Raw genomic sequence first — 25334 nt, 5'->3', positions numbered from 1 at the left:
GTTTTATCCCCCCCTGGGCTGGGGGGAAGGGGGTCCACGTCCCCACCTCCCCCCCCCCAAAAACCCGCGCCTCTCTTGGGCGAAGGGAAACCACCCCCCCAGGGCCGGCCTTCTGCGTCTGTCGATGTGCTGTGAGCACGGCCAGCAGAGGGCGGACTGTGGGCACGGGCCGACGCGCTCTTTCTCATCCGACGGAGCATGCTGGGTGTGTGCGGTGAGCACACCGCGCGTGCCAGCCGGGAGGACGCGTCATGAGCCCGTCGACCTATCCCGTCCGGGTGGACGCCCACCTCGACCCGACGCTCAACCGGTGGCTGTGGCTCGTGAAGTGGCTGCTGGCCCTTCCGCACTACGTGGTGCTCGTCTTCCTGTGGCTGGCGTTCGCCGTCCTCAGCGTGGTCGCCTTCTTCTCGATCCTCGTCACCGGCCGCTATCCGCGCCCGGTCTTCGACTTCAACGTCGGGGTGATGCGCTGGAGCTGGCGCGTCACCCACTACACCTACGGTGTGCTGGGTACCGACCGATATCCGCCCTTCACGCTGGCGGACGTGCCGGACTACCCGGCCCACCTCGGGGTGGAGTACCCCGAGCGACTCTCCCGGGGTCTCGTGCTGGTGAAGTGGTGGCTGCTGGCGATCCCGCACTACCTCGTCCTGTCGTTCTTCGCTGGCGGCAGCGTCTACCTCGCCAACGAGGCGACGGCCAACGGGCAGGACTCGTGGACGTGGGCCAGCGGGCTCAACGGGCTGCTCGTGCTCATCGCCGCTGTGACGCTCCTGTGCAGCGGCCGGTACCCGACGTCGATCTACGACCTCGTGCTCGGTATGAACCGGTGGATGCTGCGGGTGGGCGCGTACACGAGCCTCATGACGGACCAGTACCCGCCCTTCCGGCTCGATCAGGGTGGCGACGACCCGGGCACCGTGCCGGCGGTGCCCGGACCGGGCGGCACGCGGTAACCGCGTCCACGGGGGGCGCCGCGGCGCGCACCGTCGCGGTCGTCAGTCGAGCACGTTCACCGCCCGGGCCACGACGAGACCGGTGATGACCAACGACGTGACGGCCTGCGCGGACATCACGGCCTTGGCCCACGGCACCAGCGGCATGACGTCCGTCGGGCTGAACGCCGTGGCGTTCGTCAGCCCGAGGTAGAGGTAGTCGAAGAACAGCGGTCGCCAGCCCTCCGGGCCCACACCGGGGTTGAGCTGCTGCGGGAAGGCGAGGTCGGGGGTCTGGGGCATCCGTTCCGCGCGCGCAGCGGACCCGCCGCAGTCGAGCTCGAAGTAGAGCAGCGCGCAGGCGATGACGGTGCCGAGCCAGACGCACCCACCAGCCTGCAGCAGCTCGGTTGCCGAGTCCGTCTCCGGACCGTCCGTGAGGAGGTCCTGGACCAGCTGGACGGTGGACCACACGGCCCCGAGCGACAGCACGGAGATCAGTGCTATCGATGCCACCCGCAGCTCGGTGGTGCGCCGCGAGATCGTCCCGGGGTCGCCCGCGAGCAGCGACACGAGCAGCAGGCCGGAGATCGTGGGGAGCACCCAGGGCTGGGCCAGCCGGAGGCTGTCGGGGAGTGCGACGGTCAGCGCCATGGCGACGACGACGGCAGCCGCCATCGGCCACCGCGTCTCGTCGTACGCCTGGACGGCGTCCTCCGAGCCGGGGTCAGGGGTCATGGCAGGGCCTCACCCCTGACCCCGGCTCGGGATGACCACCGGTCACACCGTTGAGGTCCGACGGCATCAGTTGTGGTGGAAACCACTGCCTTCCTCGGCCGACAGCGGCACCTTGGGCCCGTGCTTGTCCAGGATCTCCAAGGATCGGCGGTAGTCGTCGAGGAGCAGGGAGGCCATGTCGCGGCTGAAGTCGTGCCGGACGAGGATGCGTTGGATGGCGAGGTCCTCCCGGTGCGGCGGCAGCGTGTATGCGGGCACCTGCCATCCGCGGGTGCGGAGCCTGTCAGCCAGGTCGAAGAGGCTGAAGCCGTGGTCCACACCCTCCTTGAGCTTCCAGGTGAGCCCGGGAATCCCACCGCGCCCGTCGTAGATCATCTCGAAGGGGCCCATCTGCGCGATCTCGTCGGCGAGGTAGCGCGCCGTCTCGTACCCGGCCTCATGGATCTTGCGGTACCCCTCTCTGCCCAGGCGGAGGAAGTTGTAGTACTGCGCGACGATCTGCCCGCCCGGGCGGGAGAAGTTCAGCGCGAAGACGGCCATGTCCCCGCCGAGGTAGTTGACGTGGAAGACGAGGTCGTCGGGAAGGTCCTCGGCGTCTCGCCACACGACCCAACCGACCCCCAGGGGCGCCAGGCCGAACTTGTGCCCCGAGGCGTTGATCGACTTCACGCGCGGCAGGCGGAAGTCCCACAGCAGGTCCGGCTCCACGAACGGGGCGATGAACCCGCCGCTGGCCCCGTCGACATGCATGGGCACGTCGAGGCCCGTGTCCTCCTGGAGCTTGTCGAGGGCCGCCGCCACCTCCGCCACGGGCTCGTACTGGCAGGTGAAGGTGACACCGAGGGTCGGGACGACACCGATCGTGTTCTCGTCGACCCGCTTGAGCACCTCCTCGGGGTTCATGAGCAGGCGGTCACCCTCCATCGGGATCTCGCGGTGCTCCACGTCCCAGTAGCGGGTGAACTTGTGCCAGCAGATCTGCACCGGTCCGGTCACGAGGTTGGGCCGGTCGGTCGGCTTCCCCTCGGCACGGCGCCGTTCCCGCCACTTCCAGAGCAGTGCCATCCCGCCGAGCATGGCGGCTTCGCTCGACCCCGTGGTCGACGTCCCCATGGTGTTGGCGGCGTCGGGACTGTTCCAGAGGTCGGCGAGCATGTGCACGCACCGGCCCTCGAGCTCGGCGGTCTGCGGGTACTCGTCCTTGTCGATCATGTTCTTGTCGACGGACAGTGCCATGAGGTCGTTGATCTCGGACTCTACCCAGGTCTGGCAGAAGGTCGCGAGGTTCTGGCGGGAGTTGCCGTCGAGCATGAGCTCGTCGTGCACGACCTGGTAGACGTGCCGTGCGACGTGCTCGTCCTTCGGGAACCGATACTTGGGCATCGCGACCGAGAGGTCGTTCGACGCGAAGACGTCGTCCTCCAGGGCGCCTCGGACGGAGTCCTTGTTGTGCAGCATGGATGTTCTCCTCGGTTCAGCGCGTCCTCGCGCAGGTCGGTCTCTGGTGTATGGAGCTGTGCGGGTCGAGCTACGGGATGGGGATGGTCTCCCCTGTCTCGAGGTCCTCGATGACGTCCTGGAACGCGTCGACCTTGTCGGGGCAGTAGGTCTCGACCACCGCGAGGTCATAGGCGACGACGCTTGGATCGAGGATCACCCGGCGCAGGTTCCCGGAGTTGTTGCCGAACTGGGACAGCGACAGCTCCTGCTGCAGCTCGCCGACGTTCTCGCAGCTCACGCCGCCGTCGGTGCCGTAGAGGGCAGCAGCCGTTGCCGTGTCGAGCTCCGGCAGGCCTGCTTCGGCGAGGCTCTCGTTGAGCTGGTCGGCCAGCTCTTGTGCCTCGTCCGCGTCGGGATCGGTGGCGGTGCCGGCAGGTGTGCAGGCGCAGAGCGCGGCACCCACGACGACCGCGAGGCTTGCGGCCCGCAGGGTGGCGCGGTGGGCGGCTCGGGGACGCTTCGTGATCATCATGGGACTCAGGCCTCCTGAGCTGGTGCGTCGGAATGTGTGTGGTCCGGCGAGGCCTCGATCTTCCACTCCGGCTTGCGCACCTTGTACAGGACGAACGGCCAGACGCCGAGGAGGACGATGCCCGCCAGGAGGATGAGGATGTAGACGCCCTGGGGCGTCGCACCGGCGTTCCCGGACGGCTCGACGAAGCCGAGGAGGAAGGCGGCAGCGCTTCCGAGGAAGCCGATGGTCCCGACGAGGGTCATGGCCGGGGTACGGAAGCCGCGCTTGACGTCGGGGTGCGTACGACGCAGCCGCATCGCTGCGAGGAACATGATCATGTACATGATCAGGTAGAGTTGGACCGCCATCGCGGTGAGGATCCAGAAGACCGACTGCACCGACGGGAGCACGGCGAACAGCACGGCCATCGCGGTGACGATCAACCCCTGGACCATCATGATCGGGACCTGCATGCCCTGGCTGTTGGTGCCCTGCAGGCGGGGAGGCAGGTAGCCCTCCTTGCCGACCATGAGGAGACCGCGGCTCGGTCCGGGAATCCATGTCACGACCGACGCGAGGATCCCGACGACGATGAGCAGGGCCATGACCGTGGTGCCCCAGGGGATCCCGAGGTGGTTGAAGAAGACGTCGAACGCCTGCAGCACACCTTGTGTGAGGTTGACGCTCGATCCGGGGACCCCGACGGAGATGGCCAGCGTCGGCAGGATGAAGACGAACAGGATGAGGACGACGGACAGCACGATCGCCTTGGGGAACTCGATGCTGGGCCTGCGCATCTCCGTCACGTGCACGGCGTTCATCTCCATGCCCGCGTAGGAGAGGAAGTTGCTGACGATGAGGACGATGGAGGCGAGTCCGGTGAACGTCGGGAACCACTGCGCGTCGCTCACCGGTGCCAGGTGGGAGCTTCCGCCGTCCGTCATGAAGATGACGGCGAAGACGATCAGGGCGGCTGCCGGCACGATCGTGCCGACGATGAACCCCCAGGTGCCGACCTTGGCGAAGGCGCTCACACCGCGTGTGGCGATGAGGGTCGAGAACCAGTAGACGATGAGGATCACGAGCCCGGTGAAGATGCCGGAGTTCGCGAGGCCAGGGTTGAACACGTAGGCGAGCGCGGAAGCGAAGAAGGCCAGTTGCGCGGGGTACCACGCGACGTTCTGCATCCACTGCTGCCAGATGGCGAAGAAGCCGAGGCGGTCTCCGTAGGCCTCCTTGACCCAGACGAACACACCGCCCTTCCATCCGCTGGCCAGCTCGGCAGCGACGAGAGCCACCGGGACCATGAAGAGGATCGCAGGCAGGACGTAGAGGAAGATCGACGCCCACCCGTAGGCAGCCATCGCGGGTAGGCCGCGGACGCTCGCCACGGCCGTGGCGATGAGTATGGCCATAGAGGTCCAGCTGATGAATGAGCGGCCCGGCGCCGATCTCTGCGACGCCGGGGGCTGACCGTCTGCACGAGTAGCCATCTCCACACCTTTCGCTACGTGCCCTGGCCGGCGAGGTAGGTGCCGGTCGTTCCGTGGTAACACGTTCTAGATTCGCATAACGTGCTGAAGCACGCACCCGGAACATTCGGGACATCTACGGCGCGTCGACCGATCTGGTGCTCTACTGAAAGTCGACGGGATAACCGTCGGTCGACGCGTCAGCGTCGACCCTTGTCGCCGCTGAGGGGCGTGGTCACGTGAACTGGTGGGTCAGTGTCATCTTCCGGGCCATCCCGCTGGCCATGATGGCGGTCTGTGTGGGATACGGGCTGGACGTCTGGACCGCGGGAGAGGCCTCCGGCAACATCGTGGCCGGGCGCGTCGTGACGTTCCTCGGTGCCATCTGTCTCTGCCTGTTCTGCACCGCCGCGACGATCATCCGTCAGCTCATCGGCCGTTTCGATGCCGTCGACCGGGTGGTGTACCCCGCGCTCGGGTTCCTCGCCGCGGTCGGCACCGCGACGTACGGCATCGTCGTCTTCGCCGGCGCTTCCGGTGACGGCCAGGACCCCTACTACGTCGCGGGGCACGTCGTGCTCGGACTCGCCCTGATCTGCGGGTGCATCGCCACCGTCGCCACCGCCTCCACGAAGTTCTCCCTGATCCCGGCCAACTCCGCGCGGCCGCCAGGGGACGACGCACCGCCCGCGCAGGCGTTCTCCCGCGGGACCGCCGCCCTGCTCGCGGCGCTCCCCGTGATCCTGGCCGCGGTCGCCTGGGGGGTGGGGATCACCAACCTCGTTCTGCCCGCGTCCCCGAGCAGGTTCACGGTCGGGCACGTGGTCTGCGGACTCGCGATGATCTGCACGAGCCTCATCGGCCTGGTGTGGAGCATCCTGCGCCAGGTGCAGAACTCCTACAGCCCCAGGGACCGGGTCGGGTGGCCCTGGCTCGTCATCGTCATGGGCGTGGTCGGCATGGTCTGGGGTGTCCTGCTGCTCATCGTCGACGACGAGCCCTACTACAGGACGCCCGGGTTCGTCATGATCGGACTCGGACTGGTCTGCTTCAGCATCCTCAGCAAGGTCGGGCTCCTCGCGCTCGTCTGGCGTCGGACCTTCAGCCTCGCCAACCGGGTGCCCCTCATCCCCGTCGTGACGGCGCTCGCGTGCCTGTTCCTCGCGGCATTCGTGTTCCAGGCGGCCTTCACAGATCCGAGCGTCTTCATCGCGGCGCACGTCCTCGTGGGTCTCGGCGCGATCTGCTTCACGCTGTACTCCATCGTCTCCATCCTGGAGAGCGGCACGTCCTCGTCGGGGTGACCGCAGGACCGGCCAGTGCGCACACCGCACGCGCACGCTGTCCGGAAAGCCCGCAATGTTCCTCCGAGACGTATCGTTCGGGAATGGACCAGTCACGCGCACCCGGTCGGTCGCTGGGCACTCTGGCGCTGACCTTCGTCGCCGTCGGGGGAGTCGTCGGCTCCGGGGTCCTGTTCGCCCCGCTCTTCGCAGCACAGCAGGCCGGGCCGGCCGCGGTTCTCGCGTGGCCGATCGCGGGTCTGATGTTCGTGACCGTCGCGCTGGTCTTCGCGGAGGTCTCGGCGATGCTCCCTGTCGTCGGGGGACTGGGGCTGCTGCCCACCTTCAGCCACGGCCCGGGCGTGGGTGTCGCCATCGGCTGGGTGGCATGGGTCGGCTACGTGACGGCCGCGCCCATCGAGACCCAGGCGATGCTCGAGTACGCGAGCAACGAGCCGGTGTTCGACTGGCTCTTCGTCGCGGACTCGGCGGCGAACGGACAGAGCGGGTTGAGCGTGCCAGGGCTAGCCGCCGCCGCCGTCGTCCTCGTCGCATTCACGGCGCTCAACGCGTTCGGCGTCGCGCTCTTCGCCCACGTCAACACGGCCCTGACGTGGGCCAAGCTCCTGATCCCTGCCCTCGTCGCCGTCGCACTCCTCACCCGCTTCTCACCCGAGCCGATCCGCTCCACGGGCTTCGCTCCCGAGGGGATCGCGGGAGTGCTGAGCGCCATCACGAGCGGAGGCGTCGCGTTCGCCTTCCTCGGGTTCAGGCACGCACTCGACCTCGCGGGCGAGGCACGGCGCCCGCAGCGGACGATCCCCGTCGCGCTCGTCGGCGGCATCATCATCTGTACGGTGCTCTTCACGCTCCTCCAGCTCGGATTCATCGGTGCGACCGACCCCGCTGACCTCGATCGCGGCTGGGCAGGTCTGGACCAGGGGGGCGCCAACGGACCCCTCGCCGCCGTGCTGACCGCACTCGGCATGACGGCGCTGGCGCGACTCCTGGTCGCCGACGCCGTGCTGGGCCCCTTCGGTGCAGGACTCGTCTCCACGGCATCGACCGGGCGGCTCGCGGTGGCGGTCGCGAGCAACGGCCTGTTCCCACGCTCGGTCGCCCGCTTCTCCCGGCACCGGGTACCGGTGCGAGCAATGATCCTCAACCTCGCCGTCGGTCTGGTGCTCCTGCTCGTGTTCCGTGATGGCTGGGCGGAGCTGCTGTCCTTCAACTCGGGCGCCGTCGTGCTGTCGATGTGCCTCGGGCCGGTCACCGTCGTCGCGCTCCGCCGCCAGGTGCCGGACCGGCCTCGACCGTTCCGGCTCCACGGTGTGTCCGTCCTGGCGCGGGTCGCTTTCGTCGCGATCAGTCTGATCATCTACTGGACGGGATGGGAGACGATGATCAAGCTGACCATCCCGATCGCCGTCGGGGTCGCCGTGCTGGGTTGGCGCTTGGTCCGTGAGCCGTCCCTGCGGCGGTCGCTCGCACTGCCGTCGCTCGTCTGGCTGGGCCCCTACTACGCCGGACTGCTCACGATCACGTTCCTCGGGCGGTTCGGAGGGGGCCGCGAGGTGCTGCCCCTCGGCGTGGACATGCTCGTGGTGTCCGCCTTCGCACTGGCGCTGTTCGGATGGGGAGTGCGGTCCGCGCTGCCGGCCGCCGCAGCGGCTGCCGCGGTCGCCACCGTCCCCATGGTGAGGGTGGACCGACCCACGTGACCACGCCGTGTGCCGGGCGCGGCAGCGCGCCGCGCCGCGGCCGTTGCTGACGTCCGAACCGCAGGCCGCAGCGGACCTACCATGGTCGCCATGGCACAGATACGCAATGACGCGACCCCTGCCCTGCCCACCGCCGACATCGCCGCACACCGTCCGCTCGACCTCCGAGCGGTACGGCTCACAGGCGGCCCTCTCGCCGCCTGGCAGTCCCTCAACGCCGAGGCGACGATCCCGCACTGCATCCGTCAGCTCGAGACCTCGGGCGTCATCGACAACCTGCGCCGCGTCGTGGGGGAGTCGGGTGCCGAGTACCGGGGCTTCGTCTTCGCCGACTCCGACCTCTACAAGGTCATCGAGGCCGTCGCGTGGGAGATCGCGCGCACGGGCACCACCGCCCACGACGCATGGCTCGACGACGTCATCGCCCTCGTCGCCCGCGTCCAGGAGCCCAGCGGTTACGTCATGAGCTGGATCCAGGGTGTGCACCCCGAGAAGAAGTTCGCGGAGCTGCACTGGACGCACGAGATGTACGTCCTGGGGCACATGGTCCAGGCGGCGGTCGCCCTCGACCGGGCAGCGGGCCGCTCCGACCTGCTCGACATCGCCCGCGCGTTCGTCGACCTCGTCGACCGCCGGTTCGGTCCGGGGCGGGACGACGGCATCTGCGGTCACCCCGAGATCGAGACCGCGCTCGTCGAGCTCTACCGCCACACCGGCGAGCGTCGCTACCTCACGCTCGCCGAACGCATGATCGACCTGCGCGGGCGCGGGCTGCTCCCGGTGGGCGGTCTGGGTGCCCGCTACTACCAGGACCACGCGCCGGTGCGCGAGGCCCGCGACGCCGTCGGGCACGCGGTGCGGCAGCTCTACCTCAACGCTGGTGCGACGGATGTCTACCTGGAGAACGGTGACCCCACGCTCCTGTCGGCGATGGACAGCCAGTGGGCCAGCGCGCACGAGCGCAAGATGTACATCTCCGGTGCGTTCGGGTCGCGGCACCGCGACGAGGCCTTCGGCGACGACTACGAGCTCCCCAGCGAGCGTGCCTATGCCGAGACCTGCGCGACGATCGCCGACGTCCACTGGACGTGGCGGATGCTCCTCGCCGGTGGTGCGGCAGGCGCGGCCCGCTACGCGGAGACCATCGAGCGCGAGGTCCACAACGCGCTCGCGGCCGCGGTAGATGCGTCAGGCACGAGGTTCTTCTACTCCAACCCCCTGCAGCAGCGTCCCGACCGCTACTCCGAGGAGAACGCGCCGCGGGAGCGCACGACCTGGTACGCATGCGCGTGCTGCCCGCCGAACATCGCCCGGACCGTGGCGCAGATGTCCGCGTACGTCGCCTCGACGACGACCGACACACTCTGGTTGCACCAGGTCGCCGCCGCCGAGATCGACCTGCCGGCGCACCTCGGTGAGGGGGTGCTGCGGGTCGAGACCGACTACCCGGCGAACGGTTCCGTGGTGGTCACGGTCGACGGCCGCGTCACGCCCGGGTCGCGCCTCGCCGTCCGCGTCCCCTCGTGGTCCTCCACGAGCGCCCTCACGAGGTCCGGAGGGGCGTCCCCCGACGTTGAGGCACGCCTGAGCGACGACGGCTACGCGCACGTGGACCTCGTTGACGGCGCGACGTACCACCTCGAGCTCGACCTCACCCCACGGTGGACACGGGCTCACCACCGCGTCGACGCCGTGCGGGGGTGCGTCGCGCTCGAGCGCGGGCCCCTCGTCTACTGCATCGAGCAGGCGAGCATGCCCGACGGTGCCGTCGTCGACGACCTCGCCGTCGTGCCGAGCGCGCCGGTCGAGGTGCGCGACACAGACGTCAGCCTGACGGTCACGTCCGCGAGCTCGGAGGGCCTCTACGCGGCGTCCGACCCGCAGCCCGCGCTCCCAGCCGGCGATCGCGCGACCTTCACGGTCCGCGCCATCCCCTTCGCCACGTGGGGGAACGCGACGCCCGGTGCGATGCGCGTGTGGATCCCCGTCGCGCCGGCCGGAGTCTGACGGCGGCGGACTGCGCGTCGCCGACGGCGCGACCACACGGGCGGTGGCGACGAGGGACGCAGTTGACCGCATCCCTCGTCGTCGCCGAGGCGCCGGTGACCCCGCTCCGGCGAGAAGATCGTCCGGGAGCGCCTGGAGGAGTGTCGCATCCTGCAGGAGCACGAGGTTCAATCGAGCTCGCCGTGGAGCACCGCCGACGACCTCGCCGGCACTCATCACCTGGAGCCGTCGTGACCACCACTCCATCCCTGCCGGGTGAACGCGTTCCCCTCGACGAGGCACGGTGAGCCTCCGGGACGTGCAGCGCGCGTACGGGCGACGGGCACCGGAGTACGCGGAGCGTCTGGGCAGGATGGATGCGGTCGCCCGACCGGACCGTGAGCTCGTGCGCTCCTGGGCGCAGGACCTCGACGGCCCGGTGCTCGATGTCGGGTGCGGCCCCGGCCACTGGGCCGCCTACCTGCACGAGCTCGGCACAGACGTCACCGGGATCGATCCGACCCCAGAGTTCGTCGCTCACGCGCGAGCGACATACCCGGCGGTCACGTTCCGTGCCGGCCGGGCCGATCACCTCGACGTCCCTGACGCGACGCTGGGCGGTGTGCTCGCCTGGTACTCACTCATCCATGCGGAGCCGGCCGACGTGGCGGCGGCGCTCGTCGAGTTCGCCCGAGCCCTCCGTCCCGGGGGCGGGCTCGTCCTCGGGTTCTTCGACGGTCCGGCGTTCGAGCCGTTCGAGCACGTGATCACCACTGCGTACCGGTGGCCCGTCGATGCTCTCAGCACTCTCGTCGGGGAGGCCGGGTTCGCCGTGACCGAGACGCACACCCGCGCCGATCCTGGTGTCCGCCCGCACGGTGCGATCGTCGCGACCAGAAACCCGGGATGAGCGAACTCGTCGCGAGCGGTTGCTCTAGCGGTCCGAGGGGCGACCGAGGCCACTGATCATGACGTCGAGCAGCAGCGCCTGGTCGCGCCTGCGTCCCAGACGGACCGCGTACTCGACTCCGCACACGAGTCGCAGGATCTGCTCGATCGAGATCTGCGGCCGCACGAGCCCTTCGCGGATGGCGGCCTGGAGCGCGATACCGGCGGACCGCTGAAGCTCCTCGCGCAGCGCGCGCACCTCGGGGGAGACGTTGTCGGCGGTGAGCAGCTCCTTCATGCCGTCGTGCGCCAGCTGCACCTCGGCGACCCTTCGGACCAGGACGAGGAACGGCGCGCCGCCACCAGGGGACCGCGCAGCCTCACGTGCCGCCGCGACGAGCTCTTCGAGAGCATCGAGATTGAGCGCCTCGAGCAGCGAGGTCACCGTCGGGAAGTGTCGGTAGACGGTTCCGACGCCGAGGCCGGTGTCACGGGCGAGGTCGTTGAGGCGGATGCTGTCCGACGGGCGTCCGCGCGCCGCCTCGAGGATGCGGGCACGGGAACGAGCGGCGTCGGATCTCAGTGCGGCCATGACCTCATCGTAGGCGAATCGGATAGCGATTCCGGTTGTGTTAGCGTAACCGGACGACCTATCCACTTGGAGCGATCATGACCTGGAACCCGCGCCAGCTGCCCGACCTGAGCGGCCGCGTGTACGCGATCACCGGCGCGACCGCGGGCATCGGGTACTTCGCCGCCGAACAGCTCGCCGCAGCGGGTGCTGAGGTCGTGCTGGTCTCACGGTCGTCGGCGAAGCTGCAGCAGGCCAGCGAGGTCATCGCCGAGCACGCGCCCGGCGCGGTCACGCGCCACGTCACCGTCGATCTCACGTCCCTGGCGTCGGTTGCTGCGGCGGGCGACGAGCTCGGTGCGCTCCCGCGCCTGGACGGGATCTTCCTCAACGGCGGTCCGATGCAGCTCTCCCGCAGAGCACGCACCGCGGACGGACTGCCCCTGATGCTCGGCGCGCACGCGGTGGCGAACGCCGCGCTCGTCGCACAGATGCTTCCGTTCCTCGGCGGACGCACAGGGGAGCGGCCGTGCCGCATCGTTCATGCGTCGACGAGCTACGTGCAGCGATTCCACGTGAGCGTGGCTGACGTCGACCGCACGCCACGCACCGCTATCGGGGCGTACGTGAAGGCGAAGACGATCACCGAGGTCTTCGCGTTCGAGCTCGATCGCCGCCTCCGAGCGGCAGGTCTCCCGCTGGCGTCGATCGTCACCCGCCCCGGCATCGCGGTCGACGCGAAGACGCCACGCCGTCCTGGGATCCGCGACGAGTCGGTGCCGCGCCGGCGCAACCCTTATGCGCGTTGGGCCCAGGGCAAGGACACCGCGGCGTGGTCAGGCGTCCGCGCGCTCGCGGACCCGCACGCCCTCGGGGGCGAGTACTACGCACCAGCCGACGGCGCGCGCGGGGAGCCGGTGCGCGTCCAGCCGGACTCGGCCACGGCATCTCCCGCTCCCGAGGTCGTGACGCGGGTCTGGTCTCGCCTCGCTGAGCTGAGTGGCACCGACACCTTGCTGCGGCTCGCCAGCGACGACCTCAGTCGAGGACGTTGACCGCTCGGGCGACGACGCGACCGGACAGGACGAGCGATGTGGCGGCCTGGATCGACATGACGGCCTAGAGCGTGACATCCGCGTACGAAGCATGCTTGTCGGGAAGGGCGCGAGGCCGTTGCGGCTCGCACCACCGAGCGCCATGGCAGGAGACTGACACCATGACCGTCCGACCCGAGCTCACCACCACGCCCGTGACCCCCGACCTCGTGCGAGGCGCGCTCGAGCTCGAACGCACCGAGCACGGCCTGCGCCCGCACCGGTTGCCCGCGTGGGCGCGGGTGCAGTGCCCCGACCCGCAGCTGCTCATGGCCGAGTCGCACCCGTCTGGTGTTCGCCTTGCACTGCGTACTGCGGCGACGGTCCTCGAGCTGGACACCGTGCCCACCCGGACGGGGTATGCCAACGCGCCCGCCCGCCCCCCGGGCGTCTACGACCTCCTCGTCGACGGCCGGCTCGTTGCCCAGGCTGTCGCCGAGGGCGGCGTCCTCGTCACCATCGACATGGTCACCGGTGCGGCGACACGCACGGACGGCCCGGATGCGACGCTGCGCTTCGTCGACCTGCCGGACGGCACCAAGGACGTCGAGATCTGGCTGCCCTACAACGAGGCGACCGAGCTCGTCGCACTGCGGTCCGACGCGCCCGTCTCGCCCGTGCCGCCGTCGTCCCGGCCGCGGTGGTTGCACTACGGCAGCTCGATCAGCCAGGGTTCGAACACGACGCACCCGACCGGCACGTGGCCCGCCCTGGCGGCGGCCGCCGGGGGAGCGGAGCTCACCAATCTCGGGTTCAGCGGCAGCGCGCTGCTCGACCCGTTCGTCGCCCGCGCCATGCGCGACGCCCCCGCCGACCTCATCAGCCTGAAGATCGGCATCAACCTCGTCAACGCCGACGTCATGCGTCGGCGAGCGCTCGGCCCGGCCGTGCACGGCTTCCTCGACACGATCCGCGACGGCCACCCGCACGTGCCGGTCGTCGTCGTCTCGCCGCTCTACTGCGGCATCCACGAGGACACGCCGGGGCCAGCGGCGTTCGACACAGCGGCGCTCGCTGAGGGCAAGGTCCGGTTCCGCGCGACCGGCGACCCGGCCGAGCGGGCAGCGGGCAGGCTCACCCTGACGGTGATCCGGGAGGAGCTCGCGCGCGTGGTCGAGCAGCGTACGGCGGACGACACGCGCTTGTCGTACCTCGACGGCCTGGACCTGTACGGTGCGGACGACGCGCAGGAGCTGCCCCTGCCGGACGGGCTCCACCCGGATGCCGCCGCGCACCGGCGCATCGGGGACCGCTTCGCCCGCTTCGCCTTCGGAGACGGTGGGCCCTTCGCCTCCGAGCACCGCTGAGCCGGAGGGGTCGCGGCGAGTGGGTCGCCGGCGACGTCTCGACGTCCTCAGCAACCCAGGTTGCTCGTCGTGGTTGAGCAACGTAGGTTGACACCATGTCGTCACCCGAGGTCGCTGTCGTCGCCGCGGACACCACGGACCCGCGCGCGGGTCTGCGTGCGGTCGCGTCCCTGCGACTGCTCACCGAGTCCCTCGAGCTGCGCCAGGTCGAGGCTGGGCTCCGGGCCGGCATGAGCTGGCAGGAGATCGCCGACGCGCTCGGTGTCACGCGCCAGGCCGTGCACAAGAAGTACGCCAAGCGGATCGACCCATCCATCGACGTCCCCAGGAGGAACAGAACATGAGCAGGCTGACGGGCGCGATGGTCCTGAGCCAGCAGGTCTCGATCACGGCGCGGGAGGAGGCCTCGCGATGGGGTCACCCCGCGATCGACGTCGACCACGTGCTGCTCGCCCTCGTCGTGAGCAACGGTCCTGCGGGCCGTGTGCTGCGGGAGGCTGGCGTCGATCTCCCGGCCGCGCGCGATGCCGTCGAAGGACTGCACCGGGACCGTGTCGCCAGCCTGGGGATCGCTGTGCCGGTGAGCGAGCCGGGTGCGATCACCGACGCCGCGACGGGAGACGTCGACTGGTCGCCCCGTGCGCTCGCGATCCTGCGCGGGCTGTCCGACTACACGACCGACCTTCCGCTCCTGCTCGCGGTCCTCGACGAGCCGTCGGGGCTCGCGCTCTCTGTGCTCGAGCGGCTGGGGATCGACGGCGACGAGGTCCGGACAGCGGCGCATGCTGAGGGCGACCACGCTGTCGGCGGGAGAGCGGACCGCGCGGTGCCGGGGCGCGAGTGGTTGTGGTCCCGGCACGACGGGTTCATCCCCGCACCCCTCCACGAGGTGTGGGCCCTTCTTGCCGACCCCGCGCGCCGGCCCGAGTGGGACGGCTTGGTCGAGCGCGTCGAGCCGGTGGGCACGGACCGCTGGGACCTGTGGCACGTTCGCGAGGACGGCGACGAGGTCGGCGACCCTCGCGCGCGGCTGCGGGAGGTCGAACGCATCGAGGATTCGCGCATCGTGTGGGAGATGACCTTCCTCCGCCAGGGCCGCCCGCGCACCCAGGTGCACACCGTGGAGCTTGCCGCGGCCGACGGGAGCACGGCGATCGAGCTCACGCTCCAGGTCCGTCGGCGCACGGGCGTGCGAGGCATGGTCCAGCGTGCGCTCGGGCCCTTCGGGCGCTTCCTCTTCCGTCAGCTCCTCATGCAGCAGGTGGCCGGCGTCTCCCGGTGCTTCCGCTGAGTCGTCGCGACGACGCGAGGGTAACCCTTGCCATAACGTGAATGGTCATTCATCCTTAACGTGAACAGTTACTCACGTTAGGGGATCGTCATGACCACGAAGGTGGCACTCGTCACGGGGGCTTCATCAGGGATCGGGCGTGCCGCAGCGCTCGAGCTCGCGGACCGGGGCCTCACGGTCTACGCCGGCGCACGGCGCACCGACCGGATGGAGGACCTGCGAGCGCACGGGATCAGGCCGATCGCGCTCGACGTCACGGACGGCGCGTCAGCACACGCGACCGTCGCGACCATCGAGCAGGAGGCCGCACGGCTCGACGTGCTCGTGAACAACGCCGGGTACGGGTCCTACGGGGCCGTGGAGGACGTGCCACTGGAGGAGGGCCGCAGACAGTTCGACGTCAACGTCTTCGGCGTGATCCGCCTCGCCCGGCTCGTCATCCCGCTCATGAGACACCAGGGGAGCGGACGCATCATCAACGTCACCTCCGTCGGCGGCAAGATCCACACCCCGCTGGGTGCGTGGTACCACGGCACGAAGTTCGCCGTCGAAGGCATGAGCGACGTGCTCCGGATCGAGCTCCGGAGGTTCGGGATCGACGTCGTCGTCGTGGAGCCCGGGACGGTCCGGACCGAGTGGGGGGACATCGCCGCCCAGCGACTGCTGGAGACCTCGGGGGAGGGCGCCTACGCACAGGCGGCGCACGAGGTGGCGGCGACGTTCACCGGACGCCTCGCGGAGCGCGCATCCGACCCGTCGGTCATCGCGAAGACCATCGCCGCAGCAGCGACGCGCTCACGTCCACGGACCCGCTATGCGGCCGGCCACATGGCCCGTCCTGTCCTCGCGCTCCGCCGGATCCTGCCGGACCGCGCCTTCGATAGGCTCGTCCTCGGAAGCATGACGTAGGCGACATCCGCCGGGAACGAGGGAGAGCGATGCGCGCGGATGCACGGCGCAACCAGCAACGCATCCTGACAGCCGCTCGCGAGCAGATCGCCGCGCACGGCCAGGACGTCTCGATGGAGCAGATCGCGCGGGCTGCGGGCGTCGCCGTCGGGACGCTCTACCGGCACTACCCGACGAAGACGGACCTCGTCCAGGCGATCCTCGCCGAGCACTCCGCGGACATCCTCGCCCGCGCCGAGGAGGCCGCCCGGACCGCCACCGCACCAGGCGACGCGATGACCGCGATCGTCACGCTGCTGACCGATCTCCTGGCGGAAGCCGCGCAGAACCTCGCGCTCAAGGCGGCTGCCGCCGGCCTCGGCGCCGAGAACGCTGCGGGCGACCAGGCGGACCGGGGCCGGGCAGCGATCGAGACCCTCCTGCAGGCGGCCCGGACCGACGGGCACCTGCGCCCGGACACCACCGTCGATGACATCTACCTCATCATGACCACGGCGCCCACCGCGCTCGACGAGCCGAGCCGCACCAGGTGGTTGGAGATCGTCCTAGCGGGGATACGCGCCCACTGACGGCGGACCGGGACGTGCACGAGTGGGCGCACACTGCATAGTGGTCCGATGCAGCTCTACTCGGCGCTCCCGACCGCACGCATCCGCCAGCTCCTCGCCGACGTCCTCGCCGTCGGTCTCATCGTCGTGTTCGTGCTCCTCGGGCGAGCCGCGGACGCGATGATCAGCGGGACCTCCGCGATCGGGGTGACGATCGAGGACGCGGGCACGTCCTTCGAGGGGCACATGATCGACGCCGCCGAGGCCCTCGGTGAGGTGCCCTACGTCGGCGACGACGCCCGCGCGCCCTTCGACAGCGCGAGCGGCGCGGGCGCACAGCTCGCGCAGACCGGCCGCGACCAGCAGGAGTTCGTCCGGACCGCCGGCACCATCACGGGCCTGGCCGTCGCGCTGTTCCCCTCCGTGCTCGTCGCCCTCTTCTGGCTGCCGGGCCGGATCCGCTTCATCCGACGTGCCCGACAGGTCCGCGCCCTCGCTGCGCGGCCCGACGGACGGGAGCTGCTCGCCGCCCGCGCCGTCGTCGAGGCACCACCGCGTGCGGTGCTCGCCGCGGGACCTGACGTCGTCCAGCGGTGGCGCACGGGTGACGCCACGGCGATCTCTGCGCTCGCAGACCTGTCGATGCGTACTGCGGGCGTCAAGGCCGCGCGGTCCGCGCCGCGCACCCAGGGTCCCGTTCCACCTCCTCCGAGCTAGTGGTCCGGACCCGTCGGGATGTCAGGCTGCTGCGTCCTCCGACGTGCCGCGCCGTACCCTGAGCGACGGAGATCCACCCGAGAGGACCGCAGGAATGAGCCTGATCAGGCTGCACGACGTCAGTGTCCGGTACGACAACACCCAGATCCTGCGGGAGGCGTTCTTCCGGCTCGATCCCGGTGACCGCGTCGGGCTCATCGGCAAGAACGGGTCGGGCAAGACGACGATCCTCAAGCTCGTCCTCGGTCAGGTGGAGCCCGACAACGGCACCGTGACGCTCGAGAACGGCGTCCGCGTCGGGTACTTCTCGCAGTTCTCCTCCCTCGACGGCACGGCCACGATCACCGAGGTGCTCCATGAGCTGTTCTCCGACATCAAGGCCGTGGAGGCCGAGCTCGCTGACATCGACGCCGCCATCGCCACCGACTCATCCGACCCCAGGGCGCTCGACGCGCTCATCACCCGGCAGGCCGCACTGTTCGAGGAGATGGAGCGGCTCGAGGGCTGGGACTACGAGCGCCGCATCGACACGGCGCTGACGACCCTCGGCTTCGACGAGGCACACCGCACGTGCCCCATCGATGCGCTCTCCGGTGGTTGGCGCAACCGTGCCGCGCTCGCCAAGATCGTCCTCGAGCGCCCCGACGTCCTGCTCCTCGACGAGCCGACCAACTTCCTCGACGTCGCCGGCGTCGAGTGGCTGGAGACATGGTTCCGCGACTTCCGCGGGGCCGCGATCATCGTGTCCCACGACAGGGCGTTCCTCGACGCCGTCGTCACCCGCATCATCGAGGTCGAGAACTTCCACCTCCACGAGTACGCCGGGAACTTCGCCGAGTACGTCGTGCAGAAGCAGTTCCGGCTCAAGACCCTCGACGCACAGTTCGTCCACGAGTCCGAGCTCCTCGCCTTCGAGGCCGAGGGCATCGCCGACCGCCGGGAGGCCGCCAAGGCCGCGAACCGCAAGCTCGGCAACCAGCTCGCGAAGATCAAGAAGGCCCGTGCCCCACGCCCCGTGGACCAGATCATCACGGAGATCTACGGCGGCCTGCACGTCAAGGACTCCCTGTGCCGCGTCGAGGGCCTGACGAAGTCGTACGGGGACAAGACGTTGTTCGTGGACCTCGGGTTCGAGATCAAGCGCGGCAACCGGATCGTCGTCGTCGGGCACAACGGCAGCGGCAAGACGACGCTGCTGCGCGTGCTCACCGGCGAGGAGCAGGCCGACGCCGGGGAGGTCGTCTGGGCGAAGGGCACCAACGTCGTGTCCTACAACGCCGTGCTCGACGACCTCGACCCCGCCGACACCGTGAGCCACGCCGTGAACTCCATGCCCGACTCGCTCGCGCTCACCGCCACCCGCAAGTCGGTCAACCGGTTCCTCACGATGTTCCAGTTCTCCGACGCGGACCTCAAGCAGAAGATCGGGAACCTCTCGGGAGGGCAGCGGGCGCGCGTCGCGATGGCACAGTGCCTGCTCTCCGGGGCGTCCGTGCTGCTGCTCGACGAGCCCACGAACCACCTCGACCTGTCCAGCACCCAGGTGATGGAGCGCGCCCTGCAGCACTTCCCCGGTGCGGTCGTCGTCGTGAGCCACGACAGGTTCTTCGCGGACAAGGTCGCGAACCGGCGCCTGGTGTTCGGGGCGGATGCCGCTCTGCCGGGCGCTGTGGAGATGCGGGTCGCCTGACGAGCGGCCCGCGCGCGTGCCGGGTCCCGTTCCCGGGAAGCGCGGTGGGGCAGTCCCCAGCATGATGGCCTCTGCACCCGACACGAGGAGACACGCATGGACGAGGCAACCTTCTGGGCACTCATCGACGAGACCCGCGCTACCGCTGGCGGTGACCCCGAGGCGCACGTCGAGGCTCTCCGCGGGATGCTCACCTCGATGCCCGTGGGCGACGTCGTCGCCTTCGGGGGAGTGATGTCCGGCCTCGCCAGCGAGCTGTACACGTGGGACCTCTGGGGCGCGGCATACGTCATCCTCGGCGGGTGCTCGGACGACTCCTTCATCGACTTCCGGCACTGGGTCATCTCGCAGGGACAGGACGCCTATCGGCGAGCGGCGACAGCCCCGGACTCCCTCGCGGAGATCCTCGAAGGCGATGCGGACGAGAGCATCGGCGACGGCGAGGGGTTCATCTACGTCGCGGCGGAGGTATGCGAGCAGCAGACCGGCCAGGACATCTACAGCGCACCCGGCGCGGCCATCGTGCCGTCCGTGACGTCGGCCGAGCCCACGGGCGAGCCCTTCGACGAGGACGAGGAGTCGCTCGGCCGCCGCTACCCGCGCCTGAGCTCGCTCTTCCTCTGACCGGGACGGGGCCGCTCGTCTGTGCTGTGCGGCTCATGCAGCGGGCAGGTCCGCGGTCAGCCGCCCGGGCAGTCACCCGTCGTGCCGAAGCAGGCTCCGGGCTCCTTGATGGGCATTGGGACATCGTCGGCATAGCTGGTGAGACCGGAGACGATCTGGGCGGTCTCCTCGTGCCGGGTCGGCGTCAGCCCATCGGGGCACGTCACCTCGTCCGTGGTGACGTGCCCGCGCTCGCCGACGGTCCCGTACGGCGAGCCCACCGTCGCGACGATCCGCACGCACGCCCCGAAGATCTCGTCGCCGTAGGAGCCGTCCGGCTCGATCTCATCCACCGCGATCGCCACGACGACCGTGATGCTGTCGTCGTCAAAGCTCGACTGACTCTCCTCAGCCAGGCGGGCACCGACGAACTCCTCCACCGCCAGCTCCCCGGTTGCCTCCGGGGCACGGGAACGCACGGCGAGCATTTCCCTGTGCAGCCACCGGGCGACGCTCTCGACCTCGGACAGGACCTCCTCACCGGGCGCGGCGATCCGTCGACCGTCGTCCTGCGCGCACCCGGTCAGGGCGAGCGCCGCTGCCAGCGCGACCAGGACGGCGGCTCGGGCAGCTGCGGACCGACGCGGTCGGCGCCGAAGGTGGTGATGACCGTACATCTCACTCCCGCGCCTCGGCCTGGTGGGTGTTCTTGATCAGTGGCGCGGCTCCGCACGCGAACGGAGCAGCACGGTGAGAGTACAGGTCAAACCGGACATCCAGGTAGGGGAGTGGCCCGCAGTGAAAGGCGGTGGGGCGCCCGACCGGCGCGCCAGCCTCGTCCGGCGGGTGCGCTCATGCTCGGGTGACTCACCGCGCGTGCACGACCTCCGTCGGCTGGTCCAGGACCCCACCCGACACCGGTGAACAGAGGAGCGCGAGGGCGAGGACGTTGACGACGACGGTCAGCCAGAACACCCGACGGAAGCTCACCTTCGACGTCTTGTGCCGCAGGACCTCCTGAGCGACGACGGCACCGGGCCACCCGCCCAGCAGCCCGAGGATGAGGAGCGTGCTCTCCCTCGTCCGCCACCTGCTGCTGATCGCCGCGCGCTTGTCCGCGGCGTAGGCGGCAGCGTAGACAAGGCTCCACGCGACGTACCACCAGACGAGCCACGCAGGCAGGGACCACACCTGGCTGACGACGAATCCCACGACGACGATCGCCGGGATGCTCCACCTCGCCATGCGTGGACGGGACGACGGTCGCGACGATCGCGCTGCCCGCTCGCGTGCGGCTGGGTGGCGTCCGGGTGTCATTCCCGCAGGGTGGGCGCGGATCGCCTCGGGGCGGCCGTCGCGCCCGGCGCCGGTCTCGAACCCGACGGCTGCGCCGACCGAGGGGCGCGCTGCTGTCCGTGGAAACGCGGTGGCGTGGACGAACAGGTCAGGACCGCCGGACTCCGGGCGGATGAAGCCGAGGCCTCTGTCGTCGTTCCACCTGGCGAGGGTCCCGCTGCTCAGTGTCGAGGGTCGAGGCACGCGCAGAGCGTACAGGCGGGAGGCGGTGGTCGTTTGTCCACAGATCGGCGACGGGATGGCTTTCGTGGCTTTCTACCCCCTAGGGTCTGGCGCATGACTCTGCTCGACGCGCGGCGCGGCGCTCTCGTTCTCCTCGGATGCCTCCTCGTCGTCGGCGGGTGCACAACTGACGAGGAACCCGAACCGGCACCGACCTCGAGCACGTCGAGCCCGATTCCGACGACGGAGCCGAGCGAGGCGCCGGTCATCGAGCCCCCCGAGAAGCCGGCGGCCATGGCCAACGACGACGAGGCGGGAGCGCGCGCGGCGGCGGAGTACTTCTTGGAGTTGTACGCCTACTCCTACCAGTCCCGTGACGTTCGGCAATGGTCGGAGATGAGCGATCCGGAGTGTGATTTCTGCGTGGCGGTGGTTGCAGCGGTCCAGGAGCAGGAAAGCGCTGGAAGCACGTATGTGGGAGGGGCGATCACCTGGGCGCTCGACCCGTCGGTTGAGACAGCGCCAGACACGGGTCGAAGGCGCGTAGTTGTCGCAGCGACCCAGGCGCCACTCTTGCGTCAGGACAGCACGGGTGCTGTGTTGGAAGACGCCCAGGCCAAAGACTTGGCGATATCTGTGTATCTCTCCTTCGAATCCGGTGGCTGGCTCGTGCGCGCAGTGACGACAGAGAGTTGAGGACGTGAACCTCGGTGCGCTGTTCGTGATCCCCTTGCTCCTGCCGTTGGGCTTCGGCGATGAAGAGGCGACGACCAGCGCTGGTCTCGTTGACGACGAAGCGGTGATCGAAGCGTGGTGGAAGCAGACGCCGCGAGGCACGGTTGGTTCCTCCGCAGCGGAGTCGAACTACACGTTCTCCTCCTCGAGCTGTGGTTTCGACACATTCTGGGACGGCGACTACTCCGGGATGGCCGAGTGTGGAATGCGGGGCATCCAGGAGCGGGAGGACTGTGTCGCGGCCGAGCAGGAGTTTCAGTTCGACCCCACTGACCTCAGCGTCCGTCAGCCGGATGGCACCTGGTCGGACCCGGAGCTGGCTTCGGTCTTCACGTGCGCCGCGGATGCCATACCCATCACCGTGACGGAGGCGGACTTCCGTTCGCTGCCGCTCGCAGCGTCGTCGATCTCGGTGGGCCCGGAGGGTGGCTGGTTGCCGGTGAACATGGTCGTCGCCGTCTATGCGAGCAGCGACGCGCAGGTGCTTCCCACGACCGTCCTCGGGCAACCGGTCCTTGTCCGCGCCACGCCGACGCAGTATGCCTGGGACTTCGCGGACGGGAGCGCACCGCTCGTCACGACCGACCCGGGTGCCGCCTTCCCCGACCACACCGTCTCGCACGCCTACTCGCGGGCGGGGGACTACGTCGTCACGCTCACCACCACATGGGCAGGAGAGTTCTCCGTCGACGGCGGAGCCACATATACGGACATCGATGGCACGGCGACGACCACGTCCACCGCACCGACTCTGTCGGTCACGGAGCTGAGGTCCCAGCTCGTCGACGGTCTCGTCACCTGAGAGCGGGCAGAATGCAGACGTGACTCTCGACCCCATCGCCCGGCTGCTCGCCGACCCGCCGGACCTGCCCGTCCGCGCCGGTCTGGCCGAGCTCGTGCGGGTCGTCGGGGATCGCGGCGTCGCCGTCATGCAGGCACCGCCCGGCACCGGGAAGACGACGCTGGTGCCACCCGCCCTCGCCGCAGGCGTCCCGGGCAGGGTCATCGTCACCCAGCCGCGGCGCATCGCCGCCCGCGCTGCGGCCCGCCGACTGGCGCAGCTCCTCGGCGAACCGGTCGGGCAGACCGTCGGCTGCACCGTCCGGGGCGAGTCCGCGACGAGCGCGGCCACCCGCATCGAGGTCGTCACCACGGGGATCCTGCTCCGGCGCCTGCAGCGCGACGCCGAGCTGCCCGGCGTGGGCGCCGTCGTCCTCGACGAGGTGCACGAGCGCCAGCTCGACGCCGACCTCACCCTCGCCCTCCTCGTCGACGTCCGGGCGAACCTCCGCGACGACCTCGCCGTCGTGGCCATGTCCGCGACCGTCGAGGCCACCCGGACAGCAGAGCTCCTCGGTGGCGGCAGCCCGGCCCCCGTCATCGAGGTTCCCGGCGCCCTGCACGACGTCGAGACGCGGTGGTGCCCGCCACCGCCGCGCATCAGCGCCCTGGACGACCGCGGGATCACGCCCGCGTTCCTCGACCACGTCGCCGCCACCGTCCGCCGTGCCCTTGACGAGCGCACGGGGGACATCCTCGTGTTCGTCCCCGGTGCCGGGGAGGTTGGTGGCGTCACCCGGCGCCTCGCTGGCGTCGACGCTGACGTCCGGCCGCTGCACGGGCGGTTGCCCACACGCGACCAGGATCTTGCCCTCCGTGCCGGGCCGCGGCGTCGTGTCGTCGTCTCGACGGCCGTCGCTGAGTCCTCGCTCACCGTGCCCGGGGTGCGCGTCGTCGTGGATGCCGGGCTCTCGCGCGAGCCGCGTGCGGACCACCGGCGCGGTCTCGCCGGTCTCGTCACGGTCCGCGTGAGCCGCGCCGCGGCGGAGCAGCGCGCCGGGCGCGCCGGGCGGGAAGGACCGGGCGCCGTCTACCGGTGCTGGTCGCCCGAGGACCACGCGCGCCTGTCGGCGCACCCGCTGCCGGAGATCGCCACCGCCGATCTCACAGCCTTCGCTCTCGAGCTCGCCTGCTGGGGCAGCCCTGACGGCGCGGGGCTCGCGCTCATGGACCCGCCGCCCCAGGCGGCGATGACGGTCGCGCGGCAGACGCTCGTCGGGCTCGGCGCCGTCCGACCGGACGGCACCGTCACCCCGCGCGGCCGGGACATCGCCGCGGTCCCCGCCGATCCCCGCCACGCGCGCGCCCTCCTCGACGGCGCAGACGCCGTCGGTCCGCGCCGCGCCGCCGAGGTCGTCGCGATGCTGTCCGACGACGCGCGCAGCCCGGGTGGCGACCTCGGCGCGGACCTGCGCACCCTGCGCCGGGGAGGGCGTGACGCCGCGACCTGGGCCGCGCAGGTCGACCGCCTGCGCCGAGCCGTCCCGCGCAGCACGAACCCACGCACCGCTGGGTCCGGCGGGCGCGGTCGTACCGGCCCATCCGCAGGCACCCCTCGGGGCGCCGGGGAGCTCTCGGACGACCTCACGGTCGGGCTCGTCGTCGCCCTCGCGCACCCCGACCGGATCGCTCGGCGTCGCCCGGGCGGCACGACCTACCTCATGGTGTCCGGGACGGGCGCCGCCCTCGCGCCCGGGTCCCCGCTCAGCGGCTACGACTGGCTCGCCGTCGCAGATGCTGACCGGACCGCCGGGCGCCGCGACGCGACGATCCGCAGCGCCGCCCCCCTCGACGAGGACCTCGCTCTCCTCGCCGCCGGGTCCGCGCTGCGCGAGGACGACGACGTCTCCTGGTCCGACGGGCGCGTCGTCGCCCGCCGCACGACGTCGCTCGGCGCCATCCCGCTCACCTCCGAGAACCTCGCGACCCCGCCGCGGGACCGGATCGTCGCGGCCGTCCGTGACGGCCTCGAGCGCGACGGCCTCGCCGCGCTGCCCTGGCGAGACGGCGCGGTCCGCCTCCGCCAGCGCATGGCGTTCCTGCACTGCGCGATGGGCGCACCGTGGCCCGACGTCTCGGATGCCGCACTCCTTGCCGACCTCGACACCTGGCTCGGTGACGACCTCGCCCGCATCCGCCGCGCACGCGACCTCGAGCGCATCGACGTCCTCGCCGCGCTGCGCCGCCTCCTGCCGTGGCCCGAGGCAGGCCGGCTCGACCAGCTCGCCCCGGAGCACCTCCCGGTCCCCAACGGTCGGCCAGCACGCGTCGACTACTCCGGGGACCAGCCCGTGCTCGCCCTCCGTGTCCAGGAGGCGTTCGGGTGGTCGGCCGCCCCGGCGCTCGCGGACGGACGGGTGCCCGTCCTGCTGCACCTGCTCTCGCCGGCGCGCCGTCCCGTCGCGGTGACGGCGGACCTGCGGTCGTTCTGGGCGACCGGGTACACGCAGGTGCGCGGTGAGCTGCGGCGCCGGTACCCGAAGCACGCGTGGCCCGAGGACCCGGCCCTGTGGCGGCCCGGCGGCGCGTGA

General features: G+C 70.4%; 24 protein-coding genes. 17 read left to right on the top strand and 7 right to left on the bottom strand.

Translation table 11 applies throughout. The annotated features are described in order from the left end of the window. Positions 1-251: 251 nt before the first annotated feature. The gene (locus tag AC54T1_RS07585; protein ID WP_484344405.1) at positions 252-959 is read left to right on the top strand and encodes a DUF4389 domain-containing protein; all 708 of its coding nucleotides are present in this window, start codon (positions 252-254) and stop codon (positions 957-959) included. A gap of 42 nt (positions 960-1001) precedes the next feature. Here AC54T1_RS07585 and AC54T1_RS07580 read toward each other — a convergent pair whose 3' ends face one another. The 4 genes from AC54T1_RS07580 to gadC all read right to left on the bottom strand — a co-directional run bounded on the left by AC54T1_RS07580 (position 1002) and on the right by gadC (position 5123). Further along, positions 1002-1676, bottom strand: coding sequence for a hypothetical protein (locus AC54T1_RS07580; RefSeq protein WP_484344406.1), 675 nt, complete (start codon positions 1674-1676; stop codon positions 1002-1004). Between the two features lie 66 nt (positions 1677-1742). Further along, positions 1743-3134: a glutamate decarboxylase gene (gene gad, locus AC54T1_RS07575; protein WP_496911561.1), complete on the bottom strand. Its 1392-nt coding sequence runs from the start codon at positions 3132-3134 to the stop codon at positions 1743-1745. Between the two features lie 70 nt (positions 3135-3204). Next, entirely contained in the window at positions 3205-3648 is a 444-nt protein-coding gene (locus AC54T1_RS07570; protein WP_484344408.1) for a hypothetical protein, read from the bottom strand. A 5-nt stretch (positions 3649-3653) separates the two neighbouring features. Beyond that, a complete protein-coding gene (gene gadC, locus AC54T1_RS07565) occupies positions 3654-5123 on the bottom strand; it encodes a glutamate/gamma-aminobutyrate antiporter GadC (protein WP_484344409.1) in 1470 nt (489 codons plus the stop codon). A 218-nt stretch (positions 5124-5341) separates the two neighbouring features. On the opposite strand from gadC, the gene AC54T1_RS07560 reads away from it, so the two are divergent. The 4 genes from AC54T1_RS07560 to AC54T1_RS07545 all read left to right on the top strand — a co-directional run bounded on the left by AC54T1_RS07560 (position 5342) and on the right by AC54T1_RS07545 (position 11002). After that, positions 5342-6406 (top strand): DUF2776 family protein, encoded by a 1065-nt coding sequence (locus tag AC54T1_RS07560; protein ID WP_496911560.1) that lies wholly within the window; start codon positions 5342-5344, stop codon positions 6404-6406. Between the two features lie 83 nt (positions 6407-6489). Beyond that, entirely contained in the window at positions 6490-8106 is a 1617-nt protein-coding gene (locus AC54T1_RS07555) for an APC family permease (RefSeq protein WP_484344411.1), read from the top strand. 90 nt (positions 8107-8196) lie between these two features. Next, positions 8197-10113: a glycoside hydrolase family 127 protein gene (locus AC54T1_RS07550; protein WP_496911559.1), complete on the top strand. Its 1917-nt coding sequence runs from the start codon at positions 8197-8199 to the stop codon at positions 10111-10113. Positions 10114-10396: 283 nt separating this feature from the next. Further along, positions 10397-11002, top strand: coding sequence for a class I SAM-dependent methyltransferase (locus tag AC54T1_RS07545; protein ID WP_496911558.1), 606 nt, complete (start codon positions 10397-10399; stop codon positions 11000-11002). A gap of 24 nt (positions 11003-11026) precedes the next feature. Here AC54T1_RS07545 and AC54T1_RS07540 read toward each other — a convergent pair whose 3' ends face one another. Continuing rightward, the gene (locus AC54T1_RS07540) at positions 11027-11572 is read right to left on the bottom strand and encodes a TetR/AcrR family transcriptional regulator (RefSeq protein ID WP_496911557.1); all 546 of its coding nucleotides are present in this window, start codon (positions 11570-11572) and stop codon (positions 11027-11029) included. 77 nt (positions 11573-11649) lie between these two features. Here AC54T1_RS07540 and AC54T1_RS07535 point away from each other — a divergent pair, with 77 nt between their 5' ends. From AC54T1_RS07535 to AC54T1_RS07495, 9 genes are all read left to right on the top strand, one after another. Continuing rightward, on the top strand, positions 11650-12606 hold the full coding sequence (locus AC54T1_RS07535; RefSeq protein WP_496911556.1) for an SDR family NAD(P)-dependent oxidoreductase: 957 nt from the start codon (positions 11650-11652) through the stop codon (positions 12604-12606). Positions 12607-12767: 161 nt separating this feature from the next. Next, the gene (locus AC54T1_RS07530) at positions 12768-13952 is read left to right on the top strand and encodes a GDSL-type esterase/lipase family protein (RefSeq protein ID WP_496911555.1); all 1185 of its coding nucleotides are present in this window, start codon (positions 12768-12770) and stop codon (positions 13950-13952) included. A gap of 95 nt (positions 13953-14047) precedes the next feature. After that, the gene (locus AC54T1_RS07525; RefSeq protein ID WP_484344417.1) at positions 14048-14296 is read left to right on the top strand and encodes a hypothetical protein; all 249 of its coding nucleotides are present in this window, start codon (positions 14048-14050) and stop codon (positions 14294-14296) included. Continuing rightward, positions 14293-15243: an SRPBCC family protein gene (locus AC54T1_RS07520; protein WP_496911554.1), complete on the top strand. Its 951-nt coding sequence runs from the start codon at positions 14293-14295 to the stop codon at positions 15241-15243. Before AC54T1_RS07525 ends, AC54T1_RS07520 begins: the two co-directional genes overlap by 4 nt. A 90-nt stretch (positions 15244-15333) precedes the next feature. Then, entirely contained in the window at positions 15334-16152 is an 819-nt protein-coding gene (locus AC54T1_RS07515; RefSeq protein ID WP_484344419.1) for an oxidoreductase, read from the top strand. Between the two features lie 29 nt (positions 16153-16181). After that, positions 16182-16721: a TetR/AcrR family transcriptional regulator gene (locus AC54T1_RS07510; protein ID WP_484344420.1), complete on the top strand. Its 540-nt coding sequence runs from the start codon at positions 16182-16184 to the stop codon at positions 16719-16721. A gap of 48 nt (positions 16722-16769) precedes the next feature. Further along, entirely contained in the window at positions 16770-17417 is a 648-nt protein-coding gene (locus tag AC54T1_RS07505) for a hypothetical protein (protein WP_496911553.1), read from the top strand. Between the two features lie 94 nt (positions 17418-17511). After that, positions 17512-19107: an ABC-F family ATP-binding cassette domain-containing protein gene (locus AC54T1_RS07500; RefSeq protein WP_496911552.1), complete on the top strand. Its 1596-nt coding sequence runs from the start codon at positions 17512-17514 to the stop codon at positions 19105-19107. A gap of 96 nt (positions 19108-19203) precedes the next feature. Further along, positions 19204-19731: a DUF4240 domain-containing protein gene (locus tag AC54T1_RS07495; RefSeq protein WP_496911551.1), complete on the top strand. Its 528-nt coding sequence runs from the start codon at positions 19204-19206 to the stop codon at positions 19729-19731. A 56-nt stretch (positions 19732-19787) separates the two neighbouring features. Here the strand turns inward: AC54T1_RS07495 and AC54T1_RS07490 are convergent, their stop codons facing one another. After that, on the bottom strand, positions 19788-20387 hold the full coding sequence (locus AC54T1_RS07490) for a hypothetical protein (protein ID WP_496911550.1): 600 nt from the start codon (positions 20385-20387) through the stop codon (positions 19788-19790). 190 nt (positions 20388-20577) lie between these two features. Further along, the gene (locus AC54T1_RS07485) at positions 20578-21249 is read right to left on the bottom strand and encodes a DUF1294 domain-containing protein (RefSeq protein WP_496911549.1); all 672 of its coding nucleotides are present in this window, start codon (positions 21247-21249) and stop codon (positions 20578-20580) included. A 93-nt stretch (positions 21250-21342) separates the two neighbouring features. Here AC54T1_RS07485 and AC54T1_RS07480 point away from each other — a divergent pair, with 93 nt between their 5' ends. From AC54T1_RS07480 to hrpB, 3 genes are read left to right on the top strand one after another with little or no spacing between them, the layout of a single operon-like run. Beyond that, on the top strand, positions 21343-21924 hold the full coding sequence (locus AC54T1_RS07480) for a DUF6318 family protein (RefSeq protein WP_496911548.1): 582 nt from the start codon (positions 21343-21345) through the stop codon (positions 21922-21924). A 4-nt stretch (positions 21925-21928) separates the two neighbouring features. Beyond that, positions 21929-22765 carry a PKD domain-containing protein gene (locus AC54T1_RS07475; RefSeq protein ID WP_496911547.1) on the top strand — a complete coding sequence of 279 codons (837 nt, stop codon included), beginning with the start codon at positions 21929-21931 and terminating at the stop codon, positions 22763-22765. Positions 22766-22784: 19 nt separating this feature from the next. Beyond that, positions 22785-25334: an ATP-dependent helicase HrpB gene (gene hrpB, locus AC54T1_RS07470; protein WP_496911546.1), complete on the top strand. Its 2550-nt coding sequence runs from the start codon at positions 22785-22787 to the stop codon at positions 25332-25334.

Source organism: Sanguibacter sp. Z41_6, assembly GCF_059621145.1.
The sequence above is the reverse complement of the archived record's forward strand: the minus strand, read 5'-3'. Positions and strand labels throughout refer to the sequence as shown.